We start from the raw sequence: 21,422 nt of genomic DNA on the forward strand, positions 1-21,422 counted from the left end.
TGTTTCTGTGCTTGTACTTTTGATTTAAATAATCTGATTCACTTGAGATCAGCTTGCCTAGACCACTCCCATATACATCGCCATCAGAGTCCACAAAAGCTTCTGAGTACCCTTTATCAACACCTACTGTTTCCTGACCACAATCTTGTGTTTCAACTGCATCATAGGTTGAATGAACTTCAATATTGCCATTTTTTAGAATAATTCTTAATGTGCCTTGCGGTGCAAAATCAACAGTCGTATTTAATGGGATTTTAATGGTTTGTCGAGGGATAAGGCTTGGTACTTTAAGCCAACATTGACCATTTAACTCAAAGGTTTTACACATATCCGCACGAACAATAATTTGATTATGTGTGTGATTAACACCATGCCTAAAGTGATTACGCATTTGACGATGGAGGAAATTATCAGTCATCCATTCATCTTTTTTAAGCAAGGTGTATAGTCTTTTTTGTTCATTATTACAGGAGGTGCGTTTTCGGATCGCCTGCTTTACTTTGTCTTTTGATGCTTCTCGATAGGCTTTAATATCACCTATGCAATCACGTAGCGTTTCTTTCCACGCATTTGCAGAAACACCAAAGTCACGACTTTCTTTCATCCACGCATCACGAATAGCTCTGTCACTGATATTCAAACCTGAAATAGCACCATATTTAGCCCACACCTCGCTACGAATACGACCAAGTAAAACAGCTTGTTTCTCAAGCTGTTTGTACTTTTGCACATTCAAGTTTTTACAATGGTGGATGCGTGTTAGTTTCAAAAGTTATTCCTTGATGTTCACTAATTCTTTAACTTTTTCTTTGTATTTTCTTAATCCGTAAAGTCGAGAGGAAAAACAATGAATAATCGCTAACAAGTCTTGTGTTACTTCTTCCGTTGGGGAAAGAGATTCTTGATTCATAATAATAACTTTACAACCATGTCTTTCAGCAAAAGATTCAAACCACTCAAAACCAAAACGCACCAAACGGTCTTTGTGAGCGATGACAAGCATTGAAACTTTACCCATTTCAATATCAAGAAAAAGCTGATTGAATTTCTTTCTTTTATAATTCAAACCACTTCCAACCTCTGACACCCAATCATCAACAGCATAGCCATTTACAGTACAAAAAGTTTCTAAAGCTGACACCTGATTAGCTAAATCGGGCTTTTGAGCAACACTAGATACCCTTGAATAAACAATTACTGATGATTTAGCTTCCGTTGCTTTTATACCGATATATTCAAGGTATTGATCGTGCGTGTAGTATCTGCGATTTTTAGGATTTCGACATGCAACCAAAATACCTTCGGCATCCCATCTTTGTAGAGTTTTAACCGACTTCCCAATCATTTCACCGAATTTAGCAGGAGAATACATTAATCAATCTCCGCTAACTTCTTGAAATCCTCAAGTGTATAGTCTTTAAATATGGATTCATCACAATATATGGCTAGATCATTGTCTTCATCCCATCCACAGATAGGGCATGTATAAGGGGATGATGCGACTCCTAGCTGATTATATTTTAATAAAATATCGTCACAAACCTCATAAAGTTCTGAATCCTCATGATGATCAACAACTTCAAGGAAAATTAGTTCACTAATATTTTCTGCAAATTTTTTGTATTTTTCAGGCACTTCTAGTTGATATGGCTCTACTAAATCATCTAGTTTTTTAGCGCAAGCATCACCAAAAATCTCTAATAATTTTTCCTCATATTCTTGACAGCGCATACCTTGTCCTGAAACGTGAGTACATTCAGAAAAGCCTGTATTTGCATTAATAAAATCAGCATAGGTGGGGCATTTATCGGAGAGTGATTGATTTGTTTTTTCAGGGTACGAAGAACAATCATAGCCTAAATCTACAATATCGGTTTCATAGAAATCATTCTTTGACCACTCACCATAGACCCATGATGCAAATTCCTTAATAAACCCATCTTTATTTTCAGGGGATACAAAATAAGCAAGGTCTTGCTCTACTTTCTTTAAGCTTTCAGTCAAGTATTTCATTGCAAGTTTTTTTAAAATTTAATACCTAAATTGTATATGTTTGACTATATGTGTCAATATAATTATTTTCTATAAATCACTCCTTAAACACAGGACATCTTGACTCTGATGTTCACTATAGGCATGTGAGATTGACTAGATCTTGACCAAAAAAATCAATATCATTGACAAATGACGACAAAAATAAACCGATAACACATGCAACAATTCAAAGAGTATACGGGCTCGATCTATGGTGGCTTAGGGCATTTATTGATGTGCTATTACCAAGCAAAAAAGCTGCCCATTCCAGAAAAATTACATCAGATTCAAAATCTGGAACGTTTTGATTATGCCCTCTGGCGTGACTTGCTCAGCACTTTGGAGCAACAATTACCACAACCTGCTTTGGGTTTGGAAATTGCCAAATACGTGCAGCCCAAACATTTAGGCATCATTGCATATTTAGCCTTGTCCTGTGATCATCTGGGCGAAGCATTACAGCGTTACCACGATTTTCATCGCTTGATTTACGATGGTGGCCCATTGCAGGTCGAAGCACAAAACGATTACTTATCCATTCGTTGGTCAGAATTATCCGTGCACATGACCACACAATTAACCGATGAAATTGCCATTGCCTTGATGATGGAATTTTTGAAGCACTTTATGCAGTTTGAGGATATTTGCCTGCACGAAGTACATTTTCATCATCCTGCACCCAAAAATATTGCACTGTATGAGCAGTATTTTCATTGTAAAGTGCGCTTTTCTCAGCCAATTACCCAAGTGTTGTTGCCTGTTTCCGAACTGGCAAAACCTTTTCATCAGGGCGATCAAACCTTACAGCATTTATTGTTGCAACAGGCGCAAGCCTTACTGGAAAAGCTACCGAATAGCACCCAAACCGATCAGCGTTTACAGCAAGCCATTTTGACGGGGCTGCAAAAAAATATGTATCAAATTGAACATATTGCTCAGCAATTACATATTTCTGTACGTCAGTTGCAACGTCATTTGCAACAGCAAGGCACGACCTACCAAAAACGCATGCAGGAAGTACGCTGTTTATTGGCAGAACAATATTTACAAGACCCACATTTAAGTCTGCAAGAAATTGCGCTATTGCTGGGTTATTCAGAACAAAGTGCCTTTCAGCGTGCGTTTAAACAATGGACGCAGCACACACCACAACAATGGCGGATGCAACGTGCTTCATGATTGCTTCTTTTTACTTTAATTTTTGTTAAATTCATCACAATATCGATCTAAAATGCGATAAATTTAATTGAAGTTTGATTAATTAACTCAAAAAATAAGCACTGGAGAATCAAATTGAATAAGTATTTCGCAGAACTGGCTGGCACATTCTAGCTGGTATTTGGTGGTTGTGGTGGTGCGGTATTGGCTGCAGCTTTTCCTGAATTGGGCATTGGTTTTGTGGGGGTATCCCTCGCGTTCGGTCTGACCGTATTAACCGCGGCCTATGCACTTGGGCACATTTCAGGTGGTCAATTTAACCCTGCAGTCAGTATTGGTTTGTGGGCAGGTGGACGTTTTGAAGCCAAAGAACTCGCACCGTATATTATTTCACAAATTATTGGTGCGACTCTGGCCGCACTGGTGTTGTATCTGATTGTACAGGGTCAGGCAGGTTTTGCAGGCACAGGCGGTTTCGCGACCAACGGTTATGGTGATTTATCTCCAGGAAAATATGCCCTCAGTTCAGTATTATTGATTGAAGTGGTACTCACTGCTGGCTTTTTGATGGTGATTATGGGTGCAACCGCCAAACGTGCACCTGCAGGTTTTGCTCCAATTGCAATTGGTTTGGCACTGACCTTAATCCATCTGATCAGTATTCCTGTAACCAATACTTCCGTGAACCCTGCACGTAGTACAGGTGTGGCGTTCTTTGCTGAAACTGCAGCACTCAGCCAGCTTTGGGCTTTCTGGGTTGCACCGATTGTAGGTGCGGTGATTGGTGCGGTGCTGTATCGCGCTATGGCAAAAGCTGAAGACTGATCTTCAAAACTTTAAATCCACAGCTTTTCAAGATGTCTGGGATTTATCTAAAAACACACAAAACAACAAAGCCCGTTCAAGCGTTTGAGCGGGCTTTTTAATGGCTTAGATGAGCAGATTAAAGTAGATTTAATATCTTGAGATGGCATCCATTATAAAAATGGATTTTCAATTTCACCCGCTTCGGGACGATCTAACTTTTCAGGCAGATTCGGAGTCTGCTCCAAAGTTGCAACAACTTCATTCAAAAAAGCCTGTAGTGCTTTGGCTGCCTGTAAACCCGCCTGATCTTTGCTGATTTGCAAATTGCCATACACATTGATGCAATCTAAATCATTTTCTAAGGTTAAGTCATGAATCGCATGTGATTCAGTCCCATTTTGAAACGGTTTAAACATTGAATTCACCTTAGCATGAAGGATGCAATATCCATCATCTTAACCCAGTTTAAGATTTCAACAACTGTAAAATATATTGCAATAAAGCTTCAATCAATTGCTTCACAATTGCATCTTGGGTATCTGCATCAATGCTAGCACCCGATGCAGGACTACTGCCTGAGCGTTTAAATTCGGTTTGCAAGGCTTGTAATTGCTCAGCAGATACATCTTCTGCGCACTGGCTTTCTGCATCCCAATGTGAGTAGGCAATCGGTGTATTGGCTTTTACAGCATTTGCAGTCAAAGGCAATTTATAGGTATTGCGCTTTTGTTCTTCACTTAATTGTGGGAATAAATTAATGCCCAACTGTTCTTCTAAATAGCAGACACTCACCACTTGCACCTGTAACGAGTCGTTATTGGGCGCGTAATAAGCCCCTATCGCGCCTGTTTTGGGCATATACACAGCTTTATACACCGCAGTCGGCACAATAACGCCCTGCCCAATGGTTTTTAGACGCTTGGCATTAAAACTTGGCCCCGTAATCACATACACATCTTGCTTTTGCTTAGTCACCACCGCTCGGGTGGCTTCTTCAAGTTCACGCCAGACCTGCTGATTATTTTTAGGGGCTTGCGGCACCATATTTGCCAAAGAAAAACTGTCAAACTGGGCTGCCAAGTTGGTCATGTCGGCATTCGGTGCCATGTGTCCACGGTCATAACCCGAACCACGATAATCCAGCAAAGTCGCACGATGCTCGGCTTTGACGCGCGGTTCTTCGTGAAAGTTATCTTCACGTGGAATCCGCTGACTCAAACGCGCTGGTGTTAAGGCTTCTGCCACCCATAACGGGGTTTTGGATACCCCTGAATACATCACATTAAAGTCATTAAAACACAGCGGATAGCTGTCTTTTTGCAGGCTATTTTTCAGTAAATAGGGCGGCGTTTCTCGATAGAACTGGGTTAGGCAAGCACTATTTCCTGAACTCGGCACCAGTGAAGTCCACTGGCTAATTTTTTCTTGACCAAAAGCAATCACAAAACTCCCTGTTGCCACTACACCGAGTAGCACTTTCAAGCTGTTTTGATTGAAAATTTGAGTCCAAATGTTGTTGGAATTGCGCCGTTTTCTTGCCATAACCGTTACTGTGACTTCGCTCTAAATCCGCAGAGTTTGCCCGAGCTTAACAATCCACTCACAGCTTGTATATGAAGCACCTCTTGTTCGTCTAACAATTAAACAAAACCCGCGCCATAACACCACAAAAGCCATACACAGCCTGAGTTTTAAGCACTTTTGACATCAGTCTAGATCAAGTTTGGTAGATTTGATTGCATCCGTTTTAGCGAATCTGCCAAGCTAAATACACCTTAAAGACATCGCTCAGCGACACCCAAGCGCATTGCGCTGCTCTAGCTGGATGTCATTGACGATTTAAATTGGTTTTAACTTTATTTTTGCGATTTTTGATGGAGAAATACATGCGTTTTCATCTTTTTGCTTGTGCTTTGGTTGGTAGCAGTATCAGCATTTCTGCCTTTGCCGAACCACCCATTCAAGCAGGTGATACTTTAGAAAGTTTATCCAAAGTCAAAATAAGCACCACGATTAATGGGCAAGCAGGCTCACTACAAGAATTAATCGCCAATGGTCAGATACGCATTGTACCGAGTACAGATACAAACTTAACAAGTCCAGCAGAAAATATAGCGCAACAGCCTGCAAACCAAATTTCAGCCGAACAAGCCAATCTGGCTCAAGACAATGTACCGATGACGATGCCTGTCGGGACTGAATCCGAACTGCAACACGCAGCGCAGGCAGAGCAAGTGAGCGAACAACACATACAAGCCACCTCTGCGCCATTATTGTCATCTTCAGCCGATTTACCTGTAAATGCTGGCGATGATGTGGATGTCACCGCAGAAGCGCTAAATGCTGCACCACAAAACCCTGCTGCATCTGAACAAGCAGCAGTCAATCTGCCCACGACTGAACGGCTTGAAACCACAGCACCTGCGGCACAGGGCGCAGATGTAAACGATATAGATTTAAGCCATCTACAACCAAGTGATACGGAACAATAAGATCTGTTTAAGACCAATCTTGAGCTAAAAATAAAAAACCAGCACTTTATAATGCTGGTTTTTTAAAATCTATTGAGCAGTTTTTAAATTTCGATTTGACTACCCAATTCCACCACACGGTTGGTTGGAATTTGATAGAAATCACTCACAGGACTGGTATTGCGCTGCATTGAAATAAACAGTTTTTCACGCCACGGTGACATGCCATCGCCCACCGTATGCACAATTCGATCACGCGAAATAAAGAAGCTCATTTGCATCATATCGAATTCAAACTCAAGCTGTTCATAGGCTTGTTTCAAGGCATTTGGAATATTTGGCTGATCTTTAAAACCGTAATACATGGCAATCCGATAAAAACGATCATCCAGTTTTTCGACTTGAATCCGATCTTGCTGCGCCACAAATGGAATATCACGCGTGATGACCGTTACCATGATATTGCGTTCATGTAAGACCTTGTTGTGCTTAATATTATGCAACATGGCATGTGGCACAATGTTAGGCGTACCTGTCAAGAAAATCGCATCGCCAGGGACAAATTTGGTTTCATTGCCCATACTAATACTGTGAATGAATAGGTCTATCGGCAAGGCATCTTTTTCCAAACGATTGAAAACCAATGCACGACCATCTTTCCACGTCATTAAAATGGTATACATGATGGCGCCAATTAAAATTGGCACCCATCCCCCTGACACAATTTTGAGCGAGGTCGAAGCCACAAAAATTAAATCTAGGGTTAAAAATGGCACTGCAAAAAGGGCAACTTTCCACATCGGCCAACGCCAAAAACCATAGGCCAGCACTGAAATTAAAATCGTGCCACACAGCATGGTCATGGTCACTGCCACGCCATAAGCACTGGCAAGTCTGGCACTATTTTCAAATAATAAAATTAAGATAAGCACCGAAATAAATAAGGCCCAGTTAATGAATGGCAAATAGATTTGACCACGTTCAACATCGGACGTGTGACGTACAGTCAGGCGTGGTAAATAACGCAATTGAATGGCCTGATTGACCATTGAAAATACCCCTGTGATCACCGCTTGAGAAGCGATCACCGCTGCAGCTGTGGCTAAACCAATCATCGGGTATAAGCCCCATTCAGGCACCAACATATAGAACGGATTTTCAATCGCTGCAGGGTTACGTAGCAATAATGCCCCTTGTCCTGCGTAATTCAATAACAAGCAAGGTAAGACAATCAAAAACCACGCGAGGCGAATAGGCATCCGCCCAAAATGCCCCATATCGGCATAGAGTGCTTCGCCACCCGTCATGGTTAAAATCACCGCACCCATGGTGAGAAATGCAACAAAGGGTTGCTCTACTACAAAGTTAAACGCCCAGTGTGGACTGACCATGGCCAATACAAATGGGGTTTGGATGATACTGAGCAGCCCTGCACCGCCAATGGCTAAAAACCACAGCAAAGTCAGTGGGCCAAAAAATTTGCCCATAGTGCCTGTACCATGACGCTGCACAATGAACAGTCCTGCCAAAATACCAATGGAGAGCGGTACGAGCCATTGATTAAAGATAGGCGTGGCAATACTTAGTCCTTCAATGGCAGACAATACTGAAATGGCGGGGGTGATAATGCCATCGCCAAAGAACAGGGATGCACCAATAAAGCCAAGTGCGATCAGGAAGATTTTTTTGTCTTCGGCAATACGGGTGGTGCGCAGGTTCAATGCCAATAATGACATGATCCCGCCTTCGCCATTGTTATCGGCACGCATAATAATGGTGACGTATTTGAAGCTGATGGTGAGCATCATGCACCAGAAAATTAGGGATAAAATTCCCAATACACTGGCTTGGGTAATTGCAAGATGCGCCGTTAAAAAAGTTTGTCTGAAGGCATACAGAGGACTGGTTCCGATATCCCCAAATACAACTCCGAGTGCAGCCAAGGTAATGACGGGTAAGGCTGCTTTTTTTGCAGTACTTTGCATAGGTGTCTTCGATTTAGACGGTATTTTTGAGAATCATAGCACTACGCTGAAAGTTTTTCTCTAAATCAAATTTTTCAACTTGGCTTTGTACTATTTTTTGGTTATTATCCACCGCCTATGGTGAAGTGTCCGAGTGGCTGAAGGAGCACGCCTGGAAAGTGTGTATACGTTAATAGCGTATCGAGGGTTCGAATCCCTCTTTCACCGCCAAACATTATTCTCATGAAGTCTCATGTGATCTTAAAAAGCTTAAATCTAAAGGGTTTAAGCTTTTTTTATGTCTAATGCAATCTACTTTATCTATTGCAAGCTTGATCTTGTTGGGGGTATAACTAGGGGTATAATAAATTACCCCCAAAATTATACCCCCAATTCTGTGGAATCATTGCAATGCTTACAGATGCTCAAGTCAGAAAAATAAAACCATCGGAAAAGAAAGCCAAATAATTACCTATGATCGAAATCTAGCACATATCACGGCTGGCGGGCTTGGTTATCGTGAATTCTAAAAGTTGAACCCATATAGGGGAAAGCCCCCTACTCACTTAGGTATGATTTATTCAAATCACCATTCATCTATTACTATTAAAACATATTCGTCCTTCTTATTAGTGGCGGGTTTTCCCGCTGCGGACAACTTCACACGATTGGATTTATGGGTACAGATACAATCAAAGCCTAAGAATCTGAAAGAAGCATATCGCCTGCATTAGACTGATAGCTATTCAGCTCATGTTGATTTTTACCCATTTTATCGACATGACAACCTGAATATGTTTATGCCATACAGCTAAAGGAATAAGACAATATTCCTTTTAGGTTTTAAGCACATCAACAACCTGAACGCTAAATGTCACATCCTAAAGCGAATTAGCTTTTTAAAAAGGTCATAATCAGCCAACCACCCACCCAATAAAAAAACCGCTGCTCAATCTTCCAGATCAACACAGCGGTTTTAAACTCATCTTTTACAGATCAGTCACATCTTACATTTTCTTTTCTTCAATATTTAACGCATTGATTGCCAATACCGCCTGAGTACGATTTTGCACACCCAATTTACGGAAAATTGCGGTCACATGCGCTTTAATCGTCGCTTCAGAAACATCTAATTCATAGGCAATTTGCTTATTCAACAAACCTTCTGCCACCATCATCAATACACGGAATTGCTGTGGTGTTAAAGACTGAATACGTTCAGCCAAAGCTGTTTCATCTGCAGCGCGAGGGTCAAAGTTAACATTCGCAGCCAAGTTTGGCGGCAACCAAATCTCACCTTCTAAAACTTGACGAATTGCTTCACCAATATGGCTCGGATGTGCCGATTTTGGGATATAACCCATCGCCCCATGCGCAATTGAACGTTGAATAATCGATGCTTCTTCGTGAGCGGACACCACAATAATTGGGATAGATGGATATTGCGCACGCACATGCACCAATGCAGAAAAGCCCGATGCCCCTGGTAAATTCAAGTCCAATAAAACAAGATCAGGCTCAGGTCCATTTTCCAAACGTTCGTACAATTCATTAACTGCAGCAGTTTCATGAATTTGAGCTTGCGGTAAGCTATAACGAACCGCCTGAATTAAGGCATGGCGAAACAGCGGATGATCATCAACGATTAATATATTCATAACAGACGTGAGAGATCTTGGGCACAGTTGTTATATTCTAACCACACAAAGACAATTAAGGATATGCAAGACATGACTTTTTTGCATTTATTGTGCAATTAATCACAGAAAAGCGTTTATTTTTTATGTTTTCAGCGCTCAGTCAAAAAGGTTGATCATTTTGTGGATTTTTTAATCAGTTTTATTTTACAACCAAAACGCTCAAAACAAGATGTAATATGAAATAGAAAATATCCCAAGATAAGGGTTTATATCCGTACCGATTCAGACAAACTCAGCAACAAAGCAGGACAAGCGTTTGATATACCCTGGGCATGGTCGCAACAGTCGATATTAAAACGGGTGAAAAAACGGTGTTGGATTATCTGATCAAACCATTCAACAAAGCCAAAGAAGCCTTACGTGAGCGCTAAACAGAAATTCTCTTATACCTGAATTTAATGAATTATCTCATCTCTGATTCTTGCCTTCTCCCAAAACCCAACTGGGCTCAAGTGAAGGCGAGAATGAGGGCGATAATATCCTATGCCCTCTACAGTTTTATTTTTCACAGATTTTGCATTTCATCTTAATTGCCTAAACAATCTACAGCAACGCAGCAAATCCTCCTTTTCACCTCTTTCCAAGCCTGATGACACTGTGTATAACCATAAGTCACGCAATGAAAATGATAAGCATAGGCAAAACAGGTAAAAAACCGTTAGACTATGCATCTCTCTCATTCAATGTCGTTTCAGACAAATAAGAAGGTGAAGGTTGATGCCGCTCAATACTGTCGAAGAGCTTGTAGCAGATATCCGTGCAGGAAAAATGGTCATCCTCATGGATGATGAAGATCGTGAAAATGAAGGTGATTTAGTCATTGCCGCAACCCACGTTCGCCCTGAAGATATCAACTTCATGATCACACACGCGCGTGGTCTTGTTTGCTTAACCTTAAGTCGTGACCGTTGCCAGCAATTAAACCTACCGTTAATGGTTGATGCCAATGGTGCACAACACGGTACGAACTTTACTTTGTCGATTGAAGCTGCTGAAGGCATTACCACGGGTATTTCTGCCGCAGAACGTGCGCATACCATTCAAACCGCTGTCGCTGCACATGCCAAGCCTGCCGATATTGTTCAGCCTGGGCATATTTTCCCACTCATGGCACAGCCAGGTGGTGTATTGCACCGTGCAGGACATACCGAAGCAGGTTGTGATCTTGCCCGTTTGGCAGGTTTAGAGCCTGCATCGGTAATTTGTGAAATCATCAATGAAGACGGCACGATGGCGCGTCGTCCAGATTTAGAAATTTTTGCTGAAAAGCACGGGTTAAAAATTGGTACTATTGCCGATTTAATCCACTATCGCATGACCAATGAACAAACTGTAGAGCGTTTGGATCAGCAAAGCATCGACACCGAATATGGTACTTTTGACTTATATCGCTACCGTGAACTGGGGAACCCAGACATTCACTTGGCATTGGTCAAAGGCGAGCCGAAAGAAGGCGTTACCACAGTACGTGTGCATGGTTTTAATCCAACCCGTGATTTGCTGAAGCTGAAAAAAGCAGATGGTTCGGCAACTTGGAATTTAGACCGTGCTTTAAAAGAAATTGCCAACAGTGAACGTGGTGTTTTGGTCTGGATTGGTCAAGCTCAATTGCAAGACTTGGGCCCTGCTCTAGACAGCCTTAAATCCCCGAAACAAGGCAAAGCCAATGCTGCATTGTCACAGCAATACCAAACCATTGGCGTGGGTGCACAAATTTTACGTGATTTAGGCGTTGAAAAAATGAAGCTACTCAGCTCACCATTACGTTTCAATGCTTTATCAGGCTTTAACTTAGAAGTGGTGGAATATATCACCGCAGATCCAACATCAGAGAAATAATCGAGGTTGCTATGGCAATTCGCCGTATTGAAGGTTTATTACATCTCGCTAGCGAAGGCCGTTATGCGATTTTAGTCGGTCGTTTTAATAGTTTTGTGGTTGAGCATTTGCTTGATGGCGCAATTGACACATTGAAACGTCATGGCGTATCAGAGGATAATATCACCGTTGTTCATGCACCAGGCGCTTGGGAACTTCCTGTTGTGGCTAAAAAATTAGCTGCATCGAATGGTTATGATGCCATTATTGCACTCGGCGCAGTGATTCGCGGTAGCACTCCACACTTTGACTTTGTTGCAGGTGAATGTGCCAAAGGCTTAGGTGTGGTTGGTTTAGATACTGGCTTACCTGTGATTAACGGTGTATTGACTACGGATAGTATTGAACAAGCAATTGAACGCTCTGGAACAAAAGCAGGTAATAAAGGAAGTGAAGCTGCCTTAACTGCAATTGAAATGGTTAACTTGTTAAAGGCTATTTAACGCTATGTCGCAAACACTTCAAGCAACTTATGCAGCAAAACGTAAAGCACGTCGTTTTGCTGTGCAAGGTATTTATGAATGGCAGATGAGCCACAATCCAGTACATGAAATTGAAGCACGTACCCGTGTGGAAAATGCCATGCACAAAGTGGATCTCGGCTATTATCATGAATTGTTGACTCAAGTGGTTGCCAATCATGAAGCATTGGATGCATTACTGGTGCCTGTTCTTGATCGTGACATTCAAGCCCTCGATGGTGTTGAACTCGCCACCTTACGTTTAGGTGCTTATGAGTTAGAACAACATCTGGAAATTCCATACCGTGTGGTATTGGATGAAGCGATTGAATTGGCAAAACACTTTGGTGGTGCAGACAGCCACAAATACATCAATGGTGTATTAGACCGTCTTGCCAACAGCTTACGTGCAGCAGAAAAGCAACAAAGCAACTAATTCAAAGTATTGAGTCGATTGTTGTATGGCTGAGTTTTCCATTATTGAGACCTATTTCAACAGACCGCGTCCCGATGCAGTCGATTTAGGTGTCGGTGATGACTCAGCTCTGCTCACCCCTCCGCCGCAACAACAATTGGTCATTTGTGCCGACACTTTAGTCGCTGGACGACATTTCCCCCTCGATACCAACCCACATGCGATTGGTTGGAAATCGGTTGCGGTCAATTTATCTGACATTGCCGCCATGGGTGCCACCCCACACAGTATATTATTGGCATTGAGCCTACCCCAAATTGATCACGACTGGCTCAAAGGGTTTAGTCAGGGTTTACATGATTGTTGCGATCAATTTGGGGTAAGTTTAATTGGTGGAGATACCACACAAAGCCCGCATCTCACCATTTCCGTTACCGCCTTAGGCTGGATTGAACAAGGACAAGCAATTCCACGTTCAGGCGCACAAGTCGGCGATTATATTTGTGTCAGCGGACAAGTCGGCGATGCCGCTTTTGGTTTAGATCATCTCGATCACCCCTTAAAACAACGCTTAGACTACCCGACACCTCGCTGCCAACTCGGGCAACAACTCAAAGGTCTGGCTTCAAGCATGATTGATGTTTCAGATGGCTTGGCACAAGATTTAGGGCATATTCTCAAAGCCTCTCAGGTCGGTGCTTGTATTGAACTCAGCCAACTGCCTATAGATGCTGCATTAACCGAATTACCACAACAAAAGCAGTGGCAATATGCCTTGGCAGGTGGCGATGACTATGAGTTATGCTTTACAATAAGCCCACAAAATTATCAGCAGCTTTTGCAAAAACCGCTGAATACCCCTATTCATATTATTGGCAAAATTAACAATCAAAACCGCTTAAGCTTTGAACAGAATGGCGTAGATCGTTCACTTCATTTTCATGGATACCAACACTTTGCAAAAACCCGCGATTAATTTCAAAGCCATGTCTTGGACTGACCGACTGATTGTATGCTGTGGTGTTGGCTTCGGTTCAGGTCTACTACCCAAAGCTCCCGGTACCTTTGGTTCGGCCTTTGCCCTACTGTTCATTCCCATTTGGTTCGCGCTTGGTTTCATTCCAAGCCTTTTTGCCATTGCCATCATGTCCCTCGTTGGCATATATATCTGTGGACGTACTGCACAGGTTATGGGCGTACATGATGATGGTCGTATTGTTTGGGATGAATTTGCAGGACAATCGATTACCTTTTTACCCCTGATTTTTATCAATCAAATCAGCTGGGTCTGGGTAATTGTGGGTTTTGCCCTATTCCGACTATTTGATGTATGGAAACCTTGGCCAATCCGTGTCATTGATCGTCAGGTCGAAGGTGGTTTTGGCATCATGCTGGACGATATTATTGCGGGTCTTTGGGCCGCATTATGTATTTATATTTATTTATCTTTTACTTTGGTTTAGCCATCACTAGGATTCAACATGTCTACCACCGTGATTATTCTTGCAGCAGGTAAAGGCACGCGCATGCGTTCAAATTTACCAAAAGTATTACAACCTCTTGCAGGACGCCCACTCTTGGGTCACGTGATTGATACCGCAAAAAAATTACAAGCCGATCATATTATTACCATTTACGGTCACGGCGGTACTTTGGTTCAAAATGCGTTTGCGCATGAACAGGTGCAGTGGGTCGAACAAGCGGAACAGCTCGGCACAGGTCACGCAGTCAAAGTGACTTTGCCTGTTTTACCACATGAAGGCGTATCCCTAATTTTATCGGGAGATGTACCTTGCATTACAGAGCAAACTTTACAAAAGCTGCTCGATGTTTCACGTGAAACCCAAATTGGATTGGTGACACTCACCCTTGCCGATGCTACGGGTTATGGTCGTATTGTGCGTGAAAATGGTAAAATTCAAGCAATTGTTGAACATAAAGATGCATCTGAAGCACAGCGTCAAATTCAAGAAATCAACACGGGTATTTACTGCGTCAGCAATGCCAAATTACATGAATGGCTGCCAAAACTGAGCAATAACAATGCGCAGGGTGAATATTACCTGACCGATATTGTGGCGATGGCAATTGCCGATGGTTTAGAAGTTGCATCGGTAGAACCTCAACTGGCTTTTGAAGTAGAAGGCGTGAATGACCGTGTGCAATTGGCTGCATTAGAACGCGAGTTCCAGAACTTCCAAGCCAAGCAACTCATGCAACAAGGTGTGCATTTAATTGACCCAACCCGTTTTGATTTACGTGGTAATCTCACTGCAGGTAAAGACGTTCGCATTGATATTAACGTAATTATTGAAGGCGATTGCGAACTGGGTGATGGCGTAGAAATTGGTGCAGGTTGTATCCTCAAAAACACCAAAATTGCTGCGGGCACTAAAGTTCAGCCGTATAGCGTATTTGACCAAGCGGTTGTAGGTGAAGCTGCGCAAATTGGTCCATTCTCACGTTTACGTCCGGGTGCGGTATTGGCCAATGAAGTGCATATTGGCAACTTTGTTGAAGTGAAAAACAGTCAAATTGGTTTAGGCTCCAAAGCCAACCACTTTGCCTACTTAGGTGATGCCGAAGTGGGTGCAGGCAGCAATATTGGTGCAGGTACGATTACTTGCAATTATGATGGTGCCAATAAATTTAAAACCATTATTGGTGACCAAGTCTTTATTGGTTCAAATAGTTCATTGGTTGCACCTGTCACCATTGCCAATGGTGCAACGGTAGGCGCAGGCTCGACCATTACCCGTGATGTTGCAGAACAGTGTTTAGCTGTGGAACGTTCTAAACAGTTCACTAAAGAAAATTATCAACGTCCACAGAAATTGAAAAAATAAGAGGAAGTTCCTATGTGCGGTATTGTCGGTGGCGTTGCAGAACGTAGTATTACCAATATCCTCATTGAAGGTTTAAAGCGTTTAGAATATCGCGGTTATGATTCCGCAGGTTTGGCATTGATTAGTCAAGGTCAGGTCTTGCGTGAGCGTCGTGTCGGTAAAGTAGCAAATCTTGAGCAAGCAGTACTAGATTCTCAAGTCACAGGTTCACTCGGTATTGCCCATACACGTTGGGCAACACATGGCAAACCGACAGAAAACAATGCACATCCGCATATTTCTGGCAATGTTGCTGTCGTACACAACGGTATTATCGAAAATTATCAAGAACTGAAAGATGAGCTAGAAGCTTTAGGCTATATGTTCAGCTCTCAAACGGATACTGAAGTGGTTGCGCACTTGGTCAACCATGCTCTTAAAACTGCACCGAATTTATTGGTTGCGGTACAGCAAGTCGTGCCTCAACTGAAAGGTGCTTATGCTCTGGGAATTATCCATACCGATTATCCAGATGAATTGATCACGGTACGTGAAGGTTCTCCTTTGGTGATTGGTGTCGGTATTGGCGAAAACTTTATCAGTTCAGACCAATTGGCGTTATTGCCGATCACCAACCGTTTTATGTATTTGGAAGAAGGTGATATCGCCCGCTTAACCCGCGACAGCATTGAAGTTTTTGTAAACGGTCAAACGGTTGAACGCCCTGTAAAAGAGTTGGATGCAACTGTAAGCAATGCATCGAAAGGTGAATATAAACACTACATGCTCAAAGAAATTTATGAGCAGCCTGAAGCAATTCAACAAACCATTTCACAAGCATTAAATGGCAACGCTTTACGTGAAGATTTCCTGAAAGATGCTGAACTTGATTTTGCCAACATCCAACAGGTACAGATTATTGCCTGTGGTACCAGCTACCATGCAGGGATGATTGCAAAATATTGGTTTGAACAGCTGATTAACTTGCCATGTCATGTGGAAATTGCCAGCGAATACCGTTATCGTACCCCAGTCATTGTGAATAACACGTTGTATGTGTGCATTTCACAATCTGGCGAAACTGCAGATACTTTAGCTGCGTTACGTGATACACAAAAACGTGCTGCTGCAAAAGGTTTAGATATCACAACCATGACCATTTGTAACGTGGCAACGTCGTCAATGGTACGTGAAACCAACCATAGTTTGTTAACGCTTGCGGGTCCTGAAATTGGTGTGGCATCGACCAAAGCCTTTACGACACAGTTGGCAGCATTAATGCTGTTGGTGCTCAAAATTGGTCAGGTGAAAAATGCAATTGCAGCGACAGAAACAGCGGAAATTATTGCAGACTTGTGGCACACACCAAAAGTAATTTTAGATACTTTGCAAAATGATACGGCAATTTTACGTTTGTCTGAATTGTTTGTAGAGAAAAATCACTGCTTGTTCTTGGGTCGTGGCACACAATTCCCAATTGCCTTGGAAGGTGCTTTGAAACTGAAAGAAATTTCATATATTCACGCAGAAGGTTATGCTGCGGGTGAATTAAAGCACGGCCCATTGGCATTGGTAGACAATGACATGCCTGTGGTGATTTTAGCACCGCAAGATGACATGCTGGATAAACTGAAATCCAATATGGAAGAAGTACAGGCACGTGGTGGTGAGCTGTTTGTATTTGCAGATGAACACAGCGGCATTCCTGCAGATAAAGAGCGTCAGCATGTGGTTTATGTACCGCAAGTCAGCGCGTTGCTTGCGCCAATTGTGTATAGCATTCCTGTGCAGTTGTTGTCTTATCATGTGGCAGTTTTGCGCGGTACTGATGTCGATCAACCTAGAAACTTGGCAAAAAGCGTAACAGTGGAATAATGTTGATTAAATTCAATTATTTAAATTTAATAAAATTATTTTGAATCACCTAAAAAATCCGCAGTCGGCTTCATTTTTAGAAATTTAGTACTGCGGATTTTTTATGTCTGATGCTTTTATTTTTCGCATAGCTGCAGCGCATTGTAAGTGATATTAATATTTTTGCAGACAATGAAAACTTTTATAAAACAAACAACCTAAGTCATTTAACCGCACTATTTTTCAAAAATGTTGTTTATTTATTCAGTCAGTACAATGACATGCAAAAAATGATTGACCCTATTTTTGCATCATGTATTATACACCGCATGCGGGAATAGCTCAGTTGGTAGAGCACAACCTTGCCAAGGTTGGGGTCGCGAGTTCGAGTCTCGTTTCCCGCTCCAAATTCAAAAAAACCCTCATCGAAAGATGGGGGCTTTTTTATTGATTTTATATTATGTTATCCCCAATCATACTTTCTTTATTATCTTTTATTTCACAGTTTCGGGCCCCAAATACGACATATTCGTAGGTAGTTGCAAAAAATAAATGCATTAAAATCATTAGATTTCTTTAATCCAATAGAATCTCATCAGCCAATCAAGCATCTCATTATCGACCAACTGGCATAATTTCATAAATCCATTTTTTTGTGTTTTAATGGTGATATCACAATGTAAAACACAATATTATGGATTTAATATTCAAAAAACCTGAAGAAGTTGTTGCTTTATTATGTGAGAGGCTTCGTAAAGAACGTCTTTATCTGGAAATGACTCAGGCAGATGTTGCTGCGCGTGCGGGTATTGGTGTGAATACTGTATCTAATCTAGAAGCTGGTCGAAATGTTTCATTTGAAAATTTAGTACGTGTTGCCATGGTGCTCGGCCGATTAAAAGAATTAGAGGAACTTTTCAAACCACATTTAAATAGTGTAGATGACATGCTCCGCTATGAGAGTAATACGGCTCGCCAACGTATCAAAAGGAAATGAATCCATGCTCAAAAAACTTGATGTTTACTACAATGGATGGGGCGAATATTGGCTTTGGGGCACACTAGTTTCCTCAACTGCAATCACAGGTCGACCATTGATTGCTTTTGAATACAGCGCAGAAGCAATTAGTAAAGGTTTAGAGCTTTCATCTTACCTACTTCCGCTAAAAGGTGACCCATTAAGAAAGAACTTTCCTGCACATCAAATGGGATTACCAGGCCCTATATACGATGCCTTACCCGATGGCTGGGGCATGCTCCTGATGGATCGCTTATTTAAAAAAAATGGACTTAATCCAGCACGAGTTGGGCCTTTAGAACGCCTCACGTATATTAGTACACATGCAATGGGGGCATTATCCTTTGAACCTTCAGCATCCGAGTTAACATTAGCTGAAAATATTCCATTGCTAAGACTCGCTCAAGAAGTTCAGGAAGTTCTCAAAGGAGAAGGTGCCGAATTTTTACAGCATTTATTAATTATGGGCGGGTCTCCACAAGGTGCAAGGCCAAAAGCACTTGTTTATCGTGATCCTGTCACTAATGAATTCTCAACAGTTCACTCACATCAACATGAAGCTTGGCTGATCAAATTTCCCGCTCAGCAAGAGCATCCTGAAGTTTGTGCAATTGAAACTGTTTATGCAGAATGTTTGCGTCATTGTCATATTGACACCCCAGACACCCAATACTTCACTCTTCCGAATGGCCTAACTGCATTTGCCTCAAAAAGATTTGACCGCTGCGATGGCATGCGCATCCCTATGCAAAGTTTAGCTGCCTTTACAGGGGCTGATTTTAAATCACCTGGGAGTTTAGACTACAGCAACTTTCTTCGTGCTACACACTTTTGTACCAATGATATTCGCGAAAAAGCGATTGCATTCAAGCGCGCTGTTTTCAATGTGGTGTTCAATAATCGAGATGATCATTGCAAAAACTTTTCGTTTTTAATGTCTCAAAATGGACAATGGAAACTCGCCCCAGCCTACGACGTTACTTTCTGTGAAGGCCCAGGTGGATATCATCAAATGGATATTATGGGTGAAGCACTGGATATTACTCGGTCTGCCATTGTCAAACTGGGCATTCAGGAAGCAGAGCTTTCTATTCAAGAGGTTGATGAAATGATTAACTCAATTTGCGAAGTTGCCAGCCGATTTACGAAGATTGCTCATGATCTATTACCTGAACAAATTAGATCTGAAACTCTCCAAATGATCCAAAATAGGATTGAGCATAATATTCATTTATTGAATTGAATATAAACCATCCGATTTAATCAAAAGCAATCTGGAAATACATATAAAATTTAATCAATAACAGATCAGTGATAAACCCCGAACCCAAGATGGTATATCCACTGCGGGCTTTGGTCATTATAAACAGACAAAGACAACTTACATCCCTCTTGCACTGCAAGCCCATACTCTAATGTTAGCTCCTTGAGTTGCGCAGGTGATAAACTCAACCAAGCATTATCAGGAGCTGGTTCAATATTAAAAGTGACACTTTTAACAGCTTGCTCATATTTTCCAGTCTGAATATTCAGTTCTACGGAATCTGGAAAATGCTGATAAATAGATAATTCATCATCCTCAACATCAAAGCTATATACTTCCTGATTTTGCATATCTCTTAGACATGTATCTTTATATAACTGTTCCGTTAGCAAAGCTGCATTCACCTGAATATTAGAAAAGAGTTGTTCACCTTCTGAAGCAAAAAAGTCCTGATTAAACTTTTGAATTTGTTCATCATCATATTTTGTAAAGTCGCAGGTATTGGCATTGAATCTAAGTCTGGCATCAACCACCAGTTCATTATTAGACCAAGGCAAAAGTTGCGATAAATCTTGCGATTTATATTGTTTTTTGGTGTCCACATAACCTTCATAACCAGGCCGATTAAATACCGCCTGCTTTTTTGGCTGAGTTCTATCTTTATTTGCACAGTATTTATAGTTAAATTGTGGATGAACCGTACCGGGTTTGTCGGAGACTTTTTTATTTAAGTTAGGCCACCTGACCTAACGGGTTAATCTTATCATAGTACATTGCTTCAAACTCAAAAGGTGATACATAACCCAGTGCACTGTGTACACGCTTTTTATTGAACCAATCTACCCAGTTTAGTGTCGCAAGTTGTACATCCGCTAAACCTTGCCAATCCGCTTTTAAATATTCAATCACCTCTGTTTTGTATAAGCCATTCACCGTTTCAGCCAAAGCATTATCGTATGAATCACCGGTCGTACCGACTGATGCTCGTAAATTTGCTGCTTCTAAACGATTGGTATAACGAATGGAAAGATATTGCACGCCTCTGTCACTATGATGAATCACGTTCTTTGGCATGCCTCGATCATGCAATGCTTGCTCCAGTGCATCGAGCACCATATCTGTATTCATACGTGTTGATACTTTCCATCCAACAATTGCTCGCGAGAACACATCAATAATAAAGGCGGTATAGACCCAGCCTGAATGAGTTTGAATATACGTGAAGTCAGCGACCTGAGAAGCACTGCTTCGCAAGGGTCAGGATGATCTGCATTAAAATTGCGTTTTACTAAGTCATCTGCTCGTTTTTGATCATCTCGGCTACGGGTGGTTTGTTTATTCTTACCACGCCAAACACCTTGTATACCTAGCTTCTGCATCAATCGAGCAACTGTACAACGTGCGATAACATAACCTTCACGTTTCAATTGTTGCCAGACCTTACGCACACCATATCGACCTAAACTTTCTTTCCAAATACGTTTGATTTGCTCTGCATGATGTAAATCATGCAGAGCACGTTTCGCTCGATGTTCTGGATTGTCAGCGAGATCTAAAGCCCGATAATAGGTCG

The 21,422-nt window shown here is 41.7% G+C and carries 19 protein-coding genes, 2 tRNA genes and 3 pseudogenes; 15 read left to right on the forward strand and 9 right to left on the reverse strand.

Annotated elements, in window-relative coordinates; genetic code table 11:
* From FTU09_RS12410 to FTU09_RS12420, 3 genes and pseudogenes are all read right to left on the reverse strand, one after another.
* Positions 1 to 769, reverse strand: a pseudogene (locus tag FTU09_RS12410) (RNA-guided endonuclease TnpB family protein); the annotation flags it as partial.
* 3 nt (positions 770 to 772) lie between these two features.
* A complete protein-coding gene (locus FTU09_RS12415; RefSeq protein WP_016659757.1) occupies positions 773 to 1,372 on the reverse strand; it encodes an IS607 family transposase in 600 nt (199 codons plus the stop codon).
* Positions 1,372 to 2,013 (reverse strand): hypothetical protein, encoded by a 642-nt coding sequence (locus FTU09_RS12420; RefSeq protein ID WP_096902615.1) that lies wholly within the window; start codon positions 2,011 to 2,013, stop codon positions 1,372 to 1,374. The genes FTU09_RS12415 and FTU09_RS12420 overlap by 1 nt, the downstream gene beginning before the upstream one ends.
* A 198-nt stretch (positions 2,014 to 2,211) precedes the next feature.
* On the opposite strand from FTU09_RS12420, the gene FTU09_RS12425 reads away from it, so the two are divergent.
* Both FTU09_RS12425 and aqpZ read left to right on the forward strand, forming a co-directional pair.
* On the forward strand, positions 2,212 to 3,213 hold the full coding sequence (locus FTU09_RS12425; RefSeq protein ID WP_179989015.1) for an AraC family transcriptional regulator: 1,002 nt from the start codon (positions 2,212 to 2,214) through the stop codon (positions 3,211 to 3,213).
* Positions 3,214 to 3,366: 153 nt separating this feature from the next.
* A complete protein-coding gene (aqpZ, locus tag FTU09_RS12430; protein ID WP_180060875.1) occupies positions 3,367 to 4,017 on the forward strand; it encodes an aquaporin Z in 651 nt (216 codons plus the stop codon).
* A 152-nt stretch (positions 4,018 to 4,169) separates the two neighbouring features.
* Here the strand turns inward: aqpZ and FTU09_RS12435 are convergent, their stop codons facing one another.
* Positions 4,170 to 4,415, reverse strand: coding sequence for a hypothetical protein (locus FTU09_RS12435; protein ID WP_004974374.1), 246 nt, complete (start codon positions 4,413 to 4,415; stop codon positions 4,170 to 4,172).
* Between the two features lie 49 nt (positions 4,416 to 4,464).
* Positions 4,465 to 5,541, reverse strand: coding sequence for a DNA/RNA non-specific endonuclease (locus tag FTU09_RS12440; protein ID WP_004974371.1), 1,077 nt, complete (start codon positions 5,539 to 5,541; stop codon positions 4,465 to 4,467).
* A gap of 344 nt (positions 5,542 to 5,885) precedes the next feature.
* Between FTU09_RS12440 and FTU09_RS12445 the strand changes: the two genes are divergently transcribed.
* Complete coding sequence (locus FTU09_RS12445) at positions 5,886 to 6,491, forward strand: hypothetical protein (RefSeq protein ID WP_004974369.1); 606 nt, start codon at positions 5,886 to 5,888, stop codon at positions 6,489 to 6,491.
* Positions 6,492 to 6,574: 83 nt separating this feature from the next.
* Here FTU09_RS12445 and FTU09_RS12450 read toward each other — a convergent pair whose 3' ends face one another.
* Positions 6,575 to 8,455, reverse strand: coding sequence for a potassium transporter Kup (locus FTU09_RS12450; protein WP_004974367.1), 1,881 nt, complete (start codon positions 8,453 to 8,455; stop codon positions 6,575 to 6,577).
* A 119-nt stretch (positions 8,456 to 8,574) separates the two neighbouring features.
* Here FTU09_RS12450 and FTU09_RS12455 point away from each other — a divergent pair.
* Positions 8,575 to 8,665 (forward strand) — tRNA-Ser (locus FTU09_RS12455).
* Between the two features lie 776 nt (positions 8,666 to 9,441).
* Here the strand turns inward: FTU09_RS12455 and FTU09_RS12460 are convergent.
* The gene (locus FTU09_RS12460) at positions 9,442 to 10,092 is read right to left on the reverse strand and encodes a response regulator transcription factor (RefSeq protein WP_004974358.1); all 651 of its coding nucleotides are present in this window, start codon (positions 10,090 to 10,092) and stop codon (positions 9,442 to 9,444) included.
* A 243-nt stretch (positions 10,093 to 10,335) separates the two neighbouring features.
* Here FTU09_RS12460 and FTU09_RS12465 point away from each other — a divergent pair.
* From FTU09_RS12465 to FTU09_RS12515, 11 genes and pseudogenes are all read left to right on the forward strand, one after another.
* Positions 10,336 to 10,505 (forward strand): annotated as a pseudogene (locus FTU09_RS12465) (secretion protein HlyD); the annotation flags it as partial.
* A gap of 346 nt (positions 10,506 to 10,851) precedes the next feature.
* Positions 10,852 to 11,973: a bifunctional 3,4-dihydroxy-2-butanone-4-phosphate synthase/GTP cyclohydrolase II gene (gene ribBA, locus FTU09_RS12470; RefSeq protein ID WP_096902634.1), complete on the forward strand. Its 1,122-nt coding sequence runs from the start codon at positions 10,852 to 10,854 to the stop codon at positions 11,971 to 11,973.
* 11 nt (positions 11,974 to 11,984) lie between these two features.
* A complete protein-coding gene (gene ribE / locus FTU09_RS12475; RefSeq protein ID WP_004974350.1) occupies positions 11,985 to 12,455 on the forward strand; it encodes a 6,7-dimethyl-8-ribityllumazine synthase in 471 nt (156 codons plus the stop codon).
* Between the two features lie 4 nt (positions 12,456 to 12,459).
* Positions 12,460 to 12,909 (forward strand): transcription antitermination factor NusB, encoded by a 450-nt coding sequence (gene nusB / locus FTU09_RS12480; RefSeq protein WP_004974349.1) that lies wholly within the window; start codon positions 12,460 to 12,462, stop codon positions 12,907 to 12,909.
* 25 nt (positions 12,910 to 12,934) lie between these two features.
* A complete protein-coding gene (gene thiL / locus FTU09_RS12485; RefSeq protein WP_131260657.1) occupies positions 12,935 to 13,864 on the forward strand; it encodes a thiamine-phosphate kinase in 930 nt (309 codons plus the stop codon).
* The gene (locus tag FTU09_RS12490) at positions 13,830 to 14,351 is read left to right on the forward strand and encodes a phosphatidylglycerophosphatase A (protein ID WP_131260658.1); all 522 of its coding nucleotides are present in this window, start codon (positions 13,830 to 13,832) and stop codon (positions 14,349 to 14,351) included. The genes thiL and FTU09_RS12490 overlap by 35 nt, the downstream gene beginning before the upstream one ends.
* A gap of 18 nt (positions 14,352 to 14,369) precedes the next feature.
* A complete protein-coding gene (glmU, locus tag FTU09_RS12495; protein WP_180080487.1) occupies positions 14,370 to 15,734 on the forward strand; it encodes a bifunctional UDP-N-acetylglucosamine diphosphorylase/glucosamine-1-phosphate N-acetyltransferase GlmU in 1,365 nt (454 codons plus the stop codon).
* A gap of 12 nt (positions 15,735 to 15,746) precedes the next feature.
* Entirely contained in the window at positions 15,747 to 17,588 is a 1,842-nt protein-coding gene (gene glmS / locus FTU09_RS12500; RefSeq protein WP_004974344.1) for a glutamine--fructose-6-phosphate transaminase (isomerizing), read from the forward strand.
* A gap of 310 nt (positions 17,589 to 17,898) precedes the next feature.
* Positions 17,899 to 17,974, forward strand: a tRNA-Gly gene (locus FTU09_RS12505).
* Between the two features lie 287 nt (positions 17,975 to 18,261).
* The gene (locus FTU09_RS12510) at positions 18,262 to 18,564 is read left to right on the forward strand and encodes a helix-turn-helix transcriptional regulator (protein ID WP_070153706.1); all 303 of its coding nucleotides are present in this window, start codon (positions 18,262 to 18,264) and stop codon (positions 18,562 to 18,564) included.
* Positions 18,565 to 18,568: 4 nt separating this feature from the next.
* Positions 18,569 to 19,828 (forward strand): type II toxin-antitoxin system HipA family toxin, encoded by a 1,260-nt coding sequence (locus FTU09_RS12515; protein ID WP_131261189.1) that lies wholly within the window; start codon positions 18,569 to 18,571, stop codon positions 19,826 to 19,828.
* Positions 19,829 to 19,893: 65 nt separating this feature from the next.
* On the opposite strand, the gene FTU09_RS12520 is transcribed toward FTU09_RS12515, so the two are convergent.
* Complete coding sequence (locus FTU09_RS12520; RefSeq protein ID WP_154320192.1) at positions 19,894 to 20,451, reverse strand: hypothetical protein; 558 nt, start codon at positions 20,449 to 20,451, stop codon at positions 19,894 to 19,896.
* A gap of 130 nt (positions 20,452 to 20,581) precedes the next feature.
* Positions 20,582 to 21,422, reverse strand: a pseudogene (locus FTU09_RS12525) (IS3 family transposase); the annotation flags it as partial.

Origin of the sequence: Acinetobacter sp. YH12058 (assembly GCF_013419805.1) — a bacterium.
GTDB lineage: Bacteria > Pseudomonadota > Gammaproteobacteria > Pseudomonadales > Moraxellaceae > Acinetobacter > Acinetobacter towneri.

What these genes read in the sequence shown, in the direction of transcription:
- FTU09_RS12420 (WP_096902615.1), bottom strand. Translation starts at nt 2,013, where the DNA reads ATGAAATACTTGACTGAAAGCTTAAAGAAAGTAGAGCAAGACCTTGCT.
- FTU09_RS12460 (WP_004974358.1), bottom strand. Translation starts at nt 10,092, where the DNA reads ATGAATATATTAATCGTTGATGATCATCCGCTGTTTCGCCATGCCTTA.
- FTU09_RS12435 (WP_004974374.1), bottom strand. Translation starts at nt 4,415, where the DNA reads ATGTTTAAACCGTTTCAAAATGGGACTGAATCACATGCGATTCATGAC.
- glmU (WP_180080487.1), top strand. Translation starts at nt 14,370, where the DNA reads ATGTCTACCACCGTGATTATTCTTGCAGCAGGTAAAGGCACGCGCATG.
- FTU09_RS12515 (WP_131261189.1), top strand. Translation starts at nt 18,569, where the DNA reads ATGCTCAAAAAACTTGATGTTTACTACAATGGATGGGGCGAATATTGG.
- FTU09_RS12415 (WP_016659757.1), bottom strand. Translation starts at nt 1,372, where the DNA reads ATGTATTCTCCTGCTAAATTCGGTGAAATGATTGGGAAGTCGGTTAAA.
- nusB (WP_004974349.1), top strand. Translation starts at nt 12,460, where the DNA reads ATGTCGCAAACACTTCAAGCAACTTATGCAGCAAAACGTAAAGCACGT.
- FTU09_RS12510 (WP_070153706.1), top strand. Translation starts at nt 18,262, where the DNA reads ATGGATTTAATATTCAAAAAACCTGAAGAAGTTGTTGCTTTATTATGT.
- FTU09_RS12440 (WP_004974371.1), bottom strand. Translation starts at nt 5,541, where the DNA reads ATGGCAAGAAAACGGCGCAATTCCAACAACATTTGGACTCAAATTTTC.
- ribBA (WP_096902634.1), top strand. Translation starts at nt 10,852, where the DNA reads ATGCCGCTCAATACTGTCGAAGAGCTTGTAGCAGATATCCGTGCAGGA.
- FTU09_RS12445 (WP_004974369.1), top strand. Translation starts at nt 5,886, where the DNA reads ATGCGTTTTCATCTTTTTGCTTGTGCTTTGGTTGGTAGCAGTATCAGC.
- FTU09_RS12450 (WP_004974367.1), bottom strand. Translation starts at nt 8,455, where the DNA reads ATGCAAAGTACTGCAAAAAAAGCAGCCTTACCCGTCATTACCTTGGCT.
- ribE (WP_004974350.1), top strand. Translation starts at nt 11,985, where the DNA reads ATGGCAATTCGCCGTATTGAAGGTTTATTACATCTCGCTAGCGAAGGC.
- FTU09_RS12490 (WP_131260658.1), top strand. Translation starts at nt 13,830, where the DNA reads ATGGATACCAACACTTTGCAAAAACCCGCGATTAATTTCAAAGCCATG.
- FTU09_RS12425 (WP_179989015.1), top strand. Translation starts at nt 2,212, where the DNA reads ATGCAACAATTCAAAGAGTATACGGGCTCGATCTATGGTGGCTTAGGG.
- thiL (WP_131260657.1), top strand. Translation starts at nt 12,935, where the DNA reads ATGGCTGAGTTTTCCATTATTGAGACCTATTTCAACAGACCGCGTCCC.
- glmS (WP_004974344.1), top strand. Translation starts at nt 15,747, where the DNA reads ATGTGCGGTATTGTCGGTGGCGTTGCAGAACGTAGTATTACCAATATC.